Raw genomic sequence first — 12,862 nt, forward strand, 5'->3', positions numbered from 1 at the left:
TCGGAGTATTGTTTTCAGAATAGGGACAAAAATAGGGTTCATTTACTGTTTGGGATTTAACAAAAACCAAGTTCCATCTCTAAAATTACAAATGTATTTCTACGCTTGTAATGCTGCCAGTTAGGGCAAAAAATTTAGAAAGCAAAAACAGGTGATGATATTTGTGCAATGATATAAAAAAGCTTGCTAAATACAAATCTATTTTCCTTAATAATAAGTATAAAATTTTTTTTTTTGACGAAATGCCTATTCATAATCCTTGATGCAACACTAACCAACCTTTATTTACGTTTTTTTAGACGAAATAGCCAAAAAACTTATTTAATATCGATTAGATGGGCCGAAAGTTATTCTCAGTTTATAAATTTAGATATTAAACACATATCTTTAAATTTCTTTTAACGCATTTGGATATTTGACTTGTGTTATTTGAAAGCATAACGATCATCACTAAATGTAAACTCTCTTCGAGGCCGGTCCTCGAACTATTAAATTATCATTGAAAATATGAGTGTGTCCCTGTTGCCAATTAACCAAGATCAATTAAACCGTCTTTTTCCTTATCACCTGATTATCAGTCAAGACCTGGTTGTAGAATCTTATGGAATTGGCCTGGAATCTTTCATTTTACAAAACATAAACCAACCGCTTTTCGAGCTGTTTTCGATAAATAATATCCATAGCACTCAAAACGAGGCCGAAGTTTTCAGATCATTTGTTGGCCGGCAGATAGAATTAATTTCAAAAGGAGATTCTACCTTATTGCTTTCGGGTTTTTTAGAGTATTTTGACAACGAAAAAACCTTTTTATTTGCAGGTAATAGTTGTAAAGATCTGGAACTTATCAACAGGCAAAAGCAAGCCTCGAAAGACCAAAAAGAGCAGCTCTTAATTTTATCTCAGATTGCTGAGGTAAATACAAATACCGTTATTATAACCGATAACAACGATGTAATTACCTGGGTGAATCAAAGTTTCACCAATATGACGGGCTACACTTTTGACGAGGCCGTTGGTAAAAAAGCGGAGCATTTGCTGCATGGGCCCTTAACCAGTCAGGATACTTTAAATTATTTAAACGCCTGCGTTACCCGTGGTGAGGCCTTTAATGCCGACATTTACAATTACTCAAAATCCGGAATGCCGTACTGGGCAAGAATTAAAGGCCAGCCAATCCACAACCACAACCAGGAACTTACCGGCTTTTTTGCACTGATAGAAGACATAACAAACGAGAAAGAAGCTCAGGAACGACTCAAGGACTCTGAGAACCGGTTTAGGATAGCTTTAGAGAAAATAGGAAATGTTTGGGAACATGATTTTGTTACCGGAAAAACCTTTTTTTCAAAAACAAATAATGATTTCTGGGGATATACAGGCAATGAATTTGAGCAGGGCGACTCTAACTGGTGGGACAGGGTGCATAAAGATGATTTCCACCTGTTACTTTCGAATTTTAAACAATACAGACGCGGACAAATAGATTCGCACAATGAAGAATATCGTATTCTACATAAAAACGGCGACATAAAATGGGTGTTAGATCGTGGCGTCGTTATCGAGAAGGATGAGCAAGGCAGGCCGTTGCGTGTTGTGGGCACACACACAGACATAACGCCTATAAAGCAAACCGAGCAGGAACTGGAACAACGCGTTAAACAATTTAAATCGCTATCCGAAAATATTCCGGGTGTTATTTACGAATACGAATACCGGGCAGACGGGTCAGATGGTTTGCGTTATATAAGTCCGGCAATTAAACGGGTTTTTGGTATAACTCCGGATGAATTCTGGAATCAGAAATACATTGCGCCTTTGGATCAGGAGCGCATTAATATCAAGCAACAGCACAGTAGAAATACGCTTGAACCCTTTTATGATGAATCAGAAATCACCATTCCAGGTTTAAGCACCCGCTGGTATGCAGTACATTCTTCATATTCGTATACCGACCAAAATGATGCGAAAATTTTTACCGGCTTCATGGCTGATATAACAGAGCGGAAAAGTATTGAGGAATCTTTAAGAATCAACGAAGAAAAATATAGAAGCATATTAGCAAATATGAAGCTGGGCTTGCTCGAGGTTGATAACGACGGCAAAATTACTTACGCAAACAATAGTTTTTGCTACATGAGCGGTTATTCGATGCCAGAATTAATTGGCAAAAAATCTGCCGAGTTGTTTTTATTCGGCGATAATGCGAATTTGGAGCGGGACAAGCAAAAGATACGGGAAAAAGGCCTTGCAGATGCTTATGAGGTAGAAACAAGGGACAAAAATGGCCATACAAAATGGTGGCTCATAAGTGGCGCACCGCGTTATAACGATAAAGCAGAACTTGTAGGCTCGATAGGCATACATCTCGATATTACTGACCAAAAGACGCAGGAAACCGACCTGGTAGAAGCGAGGATAGAAGCAGAACAATCGGCACATTCAAAAGAGATATTTCTGGCAAATATGAGCCATGAGATTAGAACCCCGATGAATGCGATTATGAGTATGGCTAACCAGCTTGCAAAAACCAATCTCGAGCCACAACAGGAGTTTTACCTGGAAACCATACATACAGCTTCAAAAAGTTTACTGGTCATCATTAATGATGTGCTCGACCTTTCAAAAATCGATGCAGGAAAACTGAGTTTAGAAAATATCGGCTTTAATTTTATCGATGTACTGCAAAATGCGATGCAGGTAATAACGCATAAAGGCGAAGAAAAAGGGCTGGACTTAAATAACTTTCATTTCGACGGAAACATTGCACCTGTTTTAATTGGCGACCCTTACCGCCTCAATCAGGTGTTACTGAATTTAATGACAAACGCAGTAAAATTTACAGAAAAGGGTTCGGTAGATTTGATTTGTAGGGTTATTGCCGATAAACCAGGGTCTCAGGTTATACATGTATCGGTAGTTGATACGGGGATTGGTATGGACGCCGCTTTTGTGGAGCATCTTTTCGATAAATTTAGTCAGGAAAATGAATCTGTTAGCCGCAAGTATGGCGGCACAGGCTTGGGCATGAGCATTTGCAGAGAGCTTATTGAGCAAATGGGCGGAGAAATATTTGTAGAGAGCACGAAAGGAGTTGGCTCCACCATTTCTTTTGTTTTGGAAATGAAGAAAGGTGAGTCGGATGACATGCCGGAGAAAGCGGAGACCACGTTTAGCGAAGAGTTTTTGGTTGGTAAGAAAATTTTGGTTACTGATGATAACGACCTGAACCGCCTTGTTGCCTCTATTCTTTTGCTCGATTATGGTGCAACAGTTATGGTGGCAGAAAACGGAGAAATTGCTCTGGACATGGTTTCGCGGGAAAACTTCGATGTAATACTTATGGACATTCAAATGCCGGTGATGAATGGCTACGAAACCACAAAAAAACTGCGACAATCGGGTAATAATATTCCAATTATTGCATTAACGGCTTCTGCAATTAAAGGCGAGCGTGAAAAATGCATTGCTGCGGGCATGAACGATTACATTACGAAGCCGATTAACGAAGAACAGTTTCTAAAAACCATCGACAAATGGATTTTACCCGGCGGTGAAGAGCAACCTAACAAAGTAGAAATGGAACAGGCACCAACACAACAGAATGAGACCCTCTACGATTTAGCAGGTTTAAGAACCATTAGTAAGGGTAGGGAACCATTTGTAAGAAAGATGGTAGATATGTTTTGCGAGCAAACACCTTTAACGGTGAAGGAAATGATTGATGCTTACCACGCAAACGATTTGGAGCAAATGGGTGCAATCGCACACAAACTGAAATCAAATATCGATAACCTGAACATTAGCCCGTTACAAAAGGTTATTCGTGATATAGAGCATGTGGGAAGAGAAAAGATTGATGATATTTCATTGCCTGCATCATTAAAACAAACAGATTTAGTTATACAGCAGGTTATCGCAAAACTAAGGGAAGAATTTCCTGATGAAGATGAAAACTAAAGAAAATGCTAAATGGGGAATTGATATTTTCATTTAGCATTTTAGCAATGTTGATATTACTCTGAATAAATTACTTTTCCTTTTTCTGAAAGATAATTTTTTACGCTTTCAAGGGCAGTGCTTCTACTTGCCCTAATTGCAGATTTTAAAGTTTCAATGCTTACCCCAAGTCTTGCGGCCCAATAGTTTCTATCCTGTTCTTCTGCTACGTAAATAAATTCATCATCGTGGTTTAGCGTGATTTTCTGGCTCATCATAATAAATTGGTTAATCTATTCTAGCTAACATCGTGAAATCTCGTTTAGTTTCGAGCTTTCAGAAAAAAATTAAAAATATTTTCTTTAGTTGCCTTGTTATACTAAAACGATTTAATAGCTTTATTGTAAATCAAATATCCGTGTTATGAATATCAAATTTCCTTTTCTCAAAATTCTTGCCTTAGCTATCTTACTGTCCTCATGCAATTCAGAAAGCAAAAAAACAGGATCAGATAGTGTTTCACATGATGCAAAAAAAATTGTTACGCTTGCCGCTGATTCATTTAATAGTGAAATTGATGGCGTAAAAGTTGGTTTATACACGCTGGAAAATGCCAACCATGCGAAAGCTGTTTTTACGAATTATGGAGGCCGTTTAATTAGTTTGCTTGTTCCTGACAAAAATGGGAATCTGACTGATGTTGTTGTTGGCTTTGGAAGCCTCAGCGGTTACGAAAAATCGACAGAGCCCTATTTTGGAGCGACTATTGGAAGATATGGTAACCGTATTGCAAAGGGTAAATTTACGCTTGATGGCAAGGAATATAAGTTATTTACAAATAATGGCGCAAATACATTACATGGTGGCAAGAAGGGTTACCAGTATGTTGCTTGGGATGCTAAACAACTAAATGATCATGCAGTAGAATTTCATTACTACTCTAAAGACATGGAAGAAGGTTTTCCTGGGAATTTGGATGTAAAGGTGACCTACAGTTTAACAGATGATAACGAATTGAAAATTGATTATCTGGCAACAACAGATAAAAACACAGTGGTGAATTTAACAAACCACGCATTCTTTAATTTAAATGGAGAAGGCAGTGGAGACATTCTGAACCATAAGGTAAAAATTTATGCCGACGGCTACACACCGGTGGATTCTTCGTTGATTCCGACCGGAAAAATTGAAAAAGTTGCAGGAACGCCTTTCGATTTCACTAAAGAAAAAGCAATTGGTTTAGCTATAAACGAACAAAACGACCAGTTGAAAAATGGTAAAGGGTACGATCATAATTTCGTTTTAAATAAAACAGCTGCAGCAGGGATGTTTCACGCAGCCACGGCAACAGGCGATAAGTCGGGCATTGTTATGGACGTGTATACACAAGAACCAGGCTTGCAGTTTTACAGTGGTAACTTCATGCAAGCTAAAAACACTTTTAAAACTGGTGCTAAAGATGATTTCAGAACCGCTTTTTGTATGGAAACACAACACTTTCCAGATTCGCCAAACCAGCCGCAGTTTCCAACAACCACATTAAAGCCAAAGCAGGTTTATAAAACAAGTTCAATTTACAAGTTTTCGAAATAGGAGCTCAATGGAACATTAAAGGCTATCAAAACTTTTGATAGCCTTTTTTATTATTTGCCTGATAAAATTGTATCAATTTTTGCAAGCTCCGCATCGCTGAATACGATGTTATCCAGCGCTTTGATAGAATCCGTGATTTGTTCAGGTTTACTGGCGCCAATTAATACCGATGTTACCCGTTCATCTTTAAGCAGCCAAGCGATTGCCATGTGTGCAAGCTTTTGATTTCTTGTAGCCGCAACTTCATTAAGCCTGGCAATTATTGCCAGCTTTTCGCTTGTTAAATTGCTTTCGTTTAAAAAAACACCGCTCGTAGCCACGCGAGAATCAGCCGGTATGCCGTGAAGATATTTATCGGTAAGCAAGCCTTGAGCTAAAGGCGAGAAGGGGATGCAGCCAACACCATTTTCTGCCAACACATCCATTAATCCATCTTCAACCCAGCGTTCGAACATTGAATATTTTGGCTGATGAATTAAACAGGGTGTTCCCATCTCTTTAAGCATTTTAAATGCTTTTTGTGCATCGCTTGCCTCATAATTTGAAATACCAACGTACAATGCCTTTCCCTGCTGCACCATCAAACTCAGCGCAGCCATTGTTTCTTCTAACGGGGTATCCGGGTCGGGGCGATGGTGGTAAAAAATGTCGACATAGTCGATTTTCATTCTTTTCAGACTCTGATCGAGACTCGAAACCAGGTATTTTTTTGAACCCCATTCGCCATAAGGACCATCCCACATTTTGTAGCCTGCTTTTGAGGAAATAATCATCTCATCACGATAGCTTTTAAAATTCTCGTGTAAAATTTTTCCAAAAGTTTCTTCTGCAGAGCCCGGAGGCGGCCCATAGTTATTCGCTAAATCGAAATGTGTTATGCCTCTGCTAAAAGCAGTTTCTATAAGTTTTTGCTGTTCTCAAATACATTTACATGCCCGAAATTGTGCCACAAACCAAGTGATAAGGCAGGCAATTTTAGTCCGCTTTTTCCGCACCTGCGATAAGTCATTGATTCGTAGCGTCCCGATAAATCTGTAGTGCTCATTTACTCTCTGTTTTTTAATTACTTATTCCTTTTTCAAATTAAAGAAAATTTGAACGATAAATTTAATAAGTCGCTACTTACAATACTAAAATTTGAGGATTCGATGTTAATTCGTTGAGTTTAGCGTGAAGGTGAAGCTTGCTTACATTTCAATTCGATAACCGTAATTTCTGGCCAGATACCCACCCGCCCTGAAAAACCGAGAAAACCAAATCCACGATTAATGTTCAAATACCTTTCGTTTTCAATCTTTAAGCCAGCCCAGTGCTTGTAGCGATATTTTACCGGGCTCCATTTTATGCCGAAAGCTTCGATTCCAAACTGCATGCCATGTGTGTGTCCGGCTAGTGTTAATTGTATTTTCGATGGAAATTCTTTCACCTGCGCATCCCAATGCGATGGATCATGAGAGAGTAGAATTTTGAAGTCGTTTGGTTCGGTATTGGAAAGTGCTTTCTTTAAATCTCCCCGTTCACCAAAACCGATGCCCCAGTTCTCTACACCTGCGAGGATAATCTTCTGACCGTTTTTAGTAAGTTCTACATGCTCATCAAGTAAGAGTTTAAATCCTAAATCGGCATGGTAAGCCTTTAGATGCTGAAGATTTTTCACCTTATCTGCTTCTGTGGGCCATTTAATATAGTCGCCATAATCGTGATTGCCTAAAACTGAGTACTGCCCAAACGGCGCTTTAATTTGTGAAAAGTGCCCAATGTAAGGCACAATTTCTGATGAGGCGTTGTTCACTAAATCGCCCGTAAAAACGAATAAATCACTTTTTTGTGCATTAATTAAATCAATGCCTTTTTGTACCGCTTTTGGGTTGGTAAAACTTCCTGCATGCACATCCGATATCTGCGTAAGGGTAAAACCATCGAAGCTTTTTGGTAAATCATCAAAGTATAGCGTGTGTTTTATCACCCTGTAAGCATATTTACCACGCGTGATACCGTATATAAAGAGTAGAACTGTGAAACTAAACATCACCAAAGAAAAGTCTACCCAGGCGATACTTCTGGCCAGCCAATTAAAACCGGCCGGTTGGAAATTTGAGGTAATCGCTAGAACCGTTCGGTAAATGTCGCCGATAAAGAGAAATATGGCAAAAATTAATTCGGCAACAAATACAACGAGGAACAAGTGGATAATAATTTGGAAGTATTTATCCATTCCACCGCTTCCACGCACCCTTCTAATTGTTATCGCTAATGCCGCCACCAGTAGAGCGATAAAAATCCAGAACACAGGTGTGAGAAGTTTGGAGTGGATTATGGTTTCAAGACCTGATAAAATGTAGGCGTTTATGAGTACAAAAAATGCGACAAATACTAGTATTGGCAGGATATTAAATCTCCGTTTCATCAAAAATTATTTTTGGTAAAAGTAAATTTAAAAGACAGGATAATTGGGCAGATGGTTTTGTAACCGATTTTTTTTACTGTTGCTTGATTATTTCAGGCTTTTCTTTTCCGCCTTGGTCCATTTTATCATCAGGGTACGGAGTTCATCCAGAGTAAAAGGCTTCGCTAAAAAATCTTTCATTCCTGCATTTAAACAGGTGTTTTTATCACTTTCCATGGCATTGGCTGTGCACCCGATTATAATTGGAGCCGGTAGGTTTTTAATTTCATAATGTTTCAGAATCTCAAGCGTTGCCGTTATGCCGTCCATTTCGGGCATTTGCATGTCCATCAAAACGATATTAAAATGCGATTCCTGAGCCTCTTTCACCGCTTCTATGCCGTTGCTCACGACCGCGAAATTATATCCGGATTTTTGCAGCATCTTTGATGTTATAACCTGGTTGAAGATATTATCTTCAGCAATTAAAATTTTTATTCCCGCATCCGGTATGATCTTTTTGTTTCTTATTGAATTACTTTTAACCGCCTCGTTCTCATTATAACTTTCAACCGGAATACGCAAGGTAAATTTAGAGCCTTTATCAATTTCGCTCGAGGCAGAAATATTGCCACCCATCATTTCGGCCAGTTTCCTGCAGATTACGAGTCCTAAGCCGGCACCACCAAATTTGCGGGTCAGCGATGGGTTTATTTGTGAGAACGGTAGAAAAAGCTTTTGCATATCGTCTTTATTAATGCCAATGCCCGTGTCTGTTACCGTTGATGTTAGCATTGCTTTTGCGTTAATGCTTTCGTACTTAACTTCTAAATTGATTTGACCACGTTCCGTAAATTTTATAGCGTTGCTTAAGAGGTTGATGAGTATCTGCTTGTATTTAATTTCATCGGTTATAATGGTTGAAGGCAAATCGTTATCAATCATAATTGAACAATGCAAACCCTTATTTTTTACCAACGGTTTAGTAATATTTTCAACGTCGGTTAATGATTTTCTTAAGTTAAACGGATGCCTGTGAATCTCCATTTTATTCGCCTCAATTCTGGAAATATCTAGCAAATCGTTTACAATGTCTACCATTATACTATTGCTGGCCTGTAGCGTATTTAGCAATTGCGTTTGTTCATCATCAAGGGTGGTCATTTTTAAAAGTTCCGAAGCGCCGATTATGCCGTTAAGGGGCGTTCTAATCTCGTGACTCATATTCGCAAGGAAAATTGATTTCGCTGCGGTAGCTTCCTCTGCTGTATCTTTGGCAACAATCAGTTCCTGTTGCGAGGTTTCCAATCTTTGCTGAATTTTTAGAAGCAGGAGACGTTCATAGTCGAGCACATTCCTGTATGCTAAAAGCATGAAAATCATCATAAAAGAGATGTTCAGAAAAGCAAAAATCAGATCCAGGTTTCTTGCCGAATCGCTGGGATAGGGCGTAATCAAAGTCGGAAAAAGACTTTCTAGCAATATGCAGGAGCCAGCCGTAGTTATAAACAGCACAATAAACCAGGTTCTGAATTTATTACTCAGTGACAATACCGCAACGCTTAAGTAGAAAATCAGGAAAATCGGTGTAGAACCAACCGACCCTCCATTTAAAAACCAGGCGGGAAGCATGGTAACGCAATTAAAAATGAAGTAGAAAAAGCGCCCGCCCTCCGAAACTTTTATCCTGCAGGGCATAATAATAAAATGTAGCGTGTACCAGGATGAAGAAAAAGATTGATAAATCGTTTAATAAAGTCAGGCCAATTATCAGGTTAAAAATTATGCTCGAAATAGATACGATAATTATGCAGAGGCACAACAAAGCAAATAACTTCGATTCAATGCTAATTTTACGGTTTCGAATATTAAACAAGTTAACACGCTGGAACATCAGGACTTTTTTCCTTAACTATAGGTATTTATAGCAAAATTATTTATTGGTAATGGACGGGCTTTGGCAAAAAGCAGGCTGTTTTAATTATTACATTCTTTTATTAGCTTTGTAGGATATATGCTATCAAAAAAGACTAAATATGCCATTAAAGCACTAGTTGCACTTGGCAAAAACGTAGAGAAACCACCTATGCAAATCTCAAAGATTGCCGAGGAGGAGCATATTCCTAAAAAATTCCTCGAGCAAATTCTCCTTGATTTACGCAATGCAGGTTTCCTTTACAGTAAAAAAGGAGCGGGTGGTGGCTATAGCTTAAATAAAAAGCCAGAAGAAATTCTATTGGTACAGGTAATGCGGGTAACCGATGGGCCAATTGCGATGGTTCCCTGCGCCAGCTTAAACTTTTACCACAAATGTGATGAATGTGTTGACGAGAAAACATGTGGCATTAGGAGTGCATTTATCGATGTTAGAGATGCAACCCTTAAAGTTTTAAGCGAAACCAGCATTGCTGATGTTATTGGTAGGGAAGACAGCCTCAAGCTAACAATCGATACCCTTTAACAAATTCAAAAGTTTTACTATTTTAGAGCTAAATGCAACGCAAGCCTGGCTGGATCATGCCTTGCCAGCTCAACTTGCTCTGCACTAGTAAAATGCCAGCCGTTCATTCCCTGCGCAGTAATTCCCAGCGCCTGTAGGTCTACATCTTAGCATTAGATCTATCTTTTTTAAGAAAAATTACTACTATTCCTATATACTTTATATATTTGGCAGATGAATAACAATTTTATTGCTGTTAAAACCGACGCCCGGATGATGTACTCTTGTTCCAAAACAAAGTAGAAAAGCGGTATTCGAATAGTTTATAGGTATAAAATTGGATGCTTCTCATTTAAAAAGAGAAGCATTTTTTGAATAAAAGCTAACAACATATATGCAGAGTTTCAGAACAGAACTCGAAAATCCAATTGTCGAGCAGGACATTATAGATTTAGAGAATAAAATTAAAGCTTTTCGCGATGGAACCATTCACGACGAGAAATTCAGAAGTTTACGCCTGGCTCGTGGTGTTTATGGACAAAGACAACCCGGGGTGCAAATGATTCGCATTAAACTGCCTTTCGGAAAGCTAACTTTTAAACAGTTGTTGCGCATTGCAGACATTGCCGACGAATACGGTAGTGGTAATTTGCACCTAACAACCCGTCAGGATATTCAGTTGCATTATGTGAGTTTAGACAGAACGCCCGAACTGTGGGCTAAACTGGAACAGGATGACATTACCCTTCGGGAGGCATGCGGAAACACCGTAAGAAATGTAACCGCCTCGCCAAATGCCGGAATTGATATAGATGAACCCTTTGATGTTTCGCCTTATGCGCAGGCAGTATTCAAATACTTTTTACGGAATCCAATTTGCCAGGAGATGGGAAGGAAAATTAAAATTTCTTTCTCTTCCAGCGATAAGGATACCGCTTTTAGTTACATTCATGACTTGGGTTTTATTCCGAAAATTAATGAGCAGGGCGAAAGAGGCTTTAAAGTGTTGTTTGCAGGCGGTTTAGGTGCTCAGCCATTTTTAGCGAGCCCTATTCACGAATTCTTACAGGAAGCTCAGTTAATTCCCTTTACAGAATCCGTTCTTCGTGTTTTCGACCGTTACGGCGAACGAACCAACAGAAATAAAGCCCGCTTAAAGTATTTGGTTCAGAAATTAGGTTTAGAAGAAGTGTTGCGGTTGATTGCCGAAGAGCGTACCGCAAATAAGGTAAAAAGCTTTGTTATTGATCGAAACACGGTTTCCCAACCGGAATTGCCAACAAACCATACCTATTCACCGGTGGAAATCCTGAATGAGGCGCACTATAAACATTGGTCGGCTACTAACGTTGTGCCGCAAAAACAGGAAGGGTTCTATTCCGTATATGTGAAAATCCAGGTTGGAGATATAAAAACAGATAAGGCCCGTGCATTTGTTGATGCGATTAAGCCTTACGTTGCAGACGAAATAAGAATTACTCAAAACCAAGGGTTGTTGCTAAAGTTCGTTCGAAAAGAAGCTTTGCCATCTCTGTATGTGGCTTTAAATAAAATAGGTTTTACAACCGCTGGTTTCGATAGTTTAGCTGATATTACTACATGTCCGGGAACGGATACTTGTAACCTGGGAATCTCTAACTCAATGACATTAGCGGAAGTGTTGGAAGAGGTAATTTATAACGATTTCCCTGAGTTTATTTATGAGAAGAATATCAAAATAAAAATAAGTGGTTGTATGAATTCCTGCGGCCAGCATGGTTTAGCAGAAATTGGTTTTCATGGAAGTTCAGTAAAAGCAGACGGAAAAGTTGTGCCTGCAGTGCAGGTAATGCTTGGCGGTGGTACTGTTGGAAATGGCGTAGGCCGCGTGGCGGAACGCGTTATTAAAGTGCCATCGAAAAGGGCCACCAGTGTTTTGCACTATATTTTGAACGACTTCAAAGCGAATAATGTAGGCAACGAGAATTTTCACCAATATTATGATAAAAAAGGGAAGGATCATTTTTATCAACTTTTAAAACCATTGGCCGATTTAACCAATCTTCAGGAAGAAGAATTTGTTGATTGGGGCCATGTAGAGCAATTTGCAACGGCAATTGGTGTTGGTGAATGTGCCGGTGTTGTAATCGATTTGGTGGCAACTTTACTTTTAGAAGCCGAAGAGAAATTTGGTTGGGCCGAACAAAATTTAGAAAAAGGCGCTTACGCCGATGCAATTTACCATACCTACAGCACCTTTGTTAGCGCTGCAAAATCGCTGCTCTTAGATAAAGGCGTAAACAGCAGCACGCAGGTTGGCGTAATAAGGGAATTTGATATTCACTATGTGGAAACGGGAGCGTTTAATCTGCCAACAAATTTTTCAGACTTAGTTTTACAGATTAACAAAAATGAGCCAACAGCAGATTTTGCCAACCAATACGTTAATCAGGCTGCGGAATTTCTGAAGCAAATTAAGGAAACAAGGGCAGTAAAGTAAGAAATGAAAGAATTAGTAAAGGATATGT

The 12,862-nt window shown here is 39.1% G+C and carries 9 protein-coding genes; 4 read left to right on the forward strand and 5 right to left on the reverse strand.

The features are described 5' to 3' along the window. The first annotated feature begins 507 nt into the window (after window positions 1-507). Window positions 508-3,957 carry a PAS domain S-box protein gene (locus AC0IWT_RS01535; RefSeq protein WP_471795686.1) on the forward strand — a complete coding sequence of 1,150 codons (3,450 nt, stop codon included), beginning with the start codon at window positions 508-510 and terminating at the stop codon, window positions 3,955-3,957. Between the two features lie 56 nt (window positions 3,958-4,013). On the opposite strand, the gene AC0IWT_RS01540 is transcribed toward AC0IWT_RS01535, so the two are convergent. Continuing rightward, window positions 4,014-4,214, reverse strand: coding sequence for a DUF3606 domain-containing protein (locus AC0IWT_RS01540; RefSeq protein ID WP_082491488.1), 201 nt, complete (start codon window positions 4,212-4,214; stop codon window positions 4,014-4,016). 145 nt (window positions 4,215-4,359) lie between these two features. Here AC0IWT_RS01540 and AC0IWT_RS01545 point away from each other — a divergent pair, with 145 nt between their 5' ends. Beyond that, window positions 4,360-5,529, forward strand: a complete 1,170-nt coding sequence (locus AC0IWT_RS01545) for an aldose epimerase family protein (RefSeq protein WP_471795687.1) — start codon at window positions 4,360-4,362, stop codon at window positions 5,527-5,529. 50 nt (window positions 5,530-5,579) lie between these two features. Here the strand turns inward: AC0IWT_RS01545 and AC0IWT_RS01550 are convergent, their stop codons facing one another. The 4 genes from AC0IWT_RS01550 to AC0IWT_RS01565 form a co-directional block, all read right to left on the reverse strand. Then, entirely contained in the window at window positions 5,580-6,431 is an 852-nt protein-coding gene (locus AC0IWT_RS01550; protein WP_471797198.1) for an aldo/keto reductase, read from the reverse strand. After that, window positions 6,428-6,574, reverse strand: coding sequence for a hypothetical protein (locus AC0IWT_RS01555; RefSeq protein WP_471795688.1), 147 nt, complete (start codon window positions 6,572-6,574; stop codon window positions 6,428-6,430). Before AC0IWT_RS01555 ends, AC0IWT_RS01550 begins: the two co-directional genes overlap by 4 nt. Before the next feature lie 120 nt (window positions 6,575-6,694). Further along, a complete protein-coding gene (locus AC0IWT_RS01560; RefSeq protein WP_471795689.1) occupies window positions 6,695-7,936 on the reverse strand; it encodes a metallophosphoesterase in 1,242 nt (413 codons plus the stop codon). An 87-nt stretch (window positions 7,937-8,023) separates the two neighbouring features. Then, window positions 8,024-9,613: an ATP-binding protein gene (locus AC0IWT_RS01565; protein ID WP_471795690.1), complete on the reverse strand. Its 1,590-nt coding sequence runs from the start codon at window positions 9,611-9,613 to the stop codon at window positions 8,024-8,026. Between the two features lie 316 nt (window positions 9,614-9,929). Between AC0IWT_RS01565 and AC0IWT_RS01570 the strand changes: the two genes are divergently transcribed. Continuing rightward, the gene (locus tag AC0IWT_RS01570) at window positions 9,930-10,376 is read left to right on the forward strand and encodes an RrF2 family transcriptional regulator (protein ID WP_056870758.1); all 447 of its coding nucleotides are present in this window, start codon (window positions 9,930-9,932) and stop codon (window positions 10,374-10,376) included. A 373-nt stretch (window positions 10,377-10,749) separates the two neighbouring features. Then, complete coding sequence (locus tag AC0IWT_RS01575) at window positions 10,750-12,834, forward strand: HEPN domain-containing protein (RefSeq protein WP_471795691.1); 2,085 nt, start codon at window positions 10,750-10,752, stop codon at window positions 12,832-12,834. Window positions 12,835-12,862 lie beyond the last annotated feature (28 nt).

The organism is Pedobacter sp. AC464 (assembly GCF_979253075.1).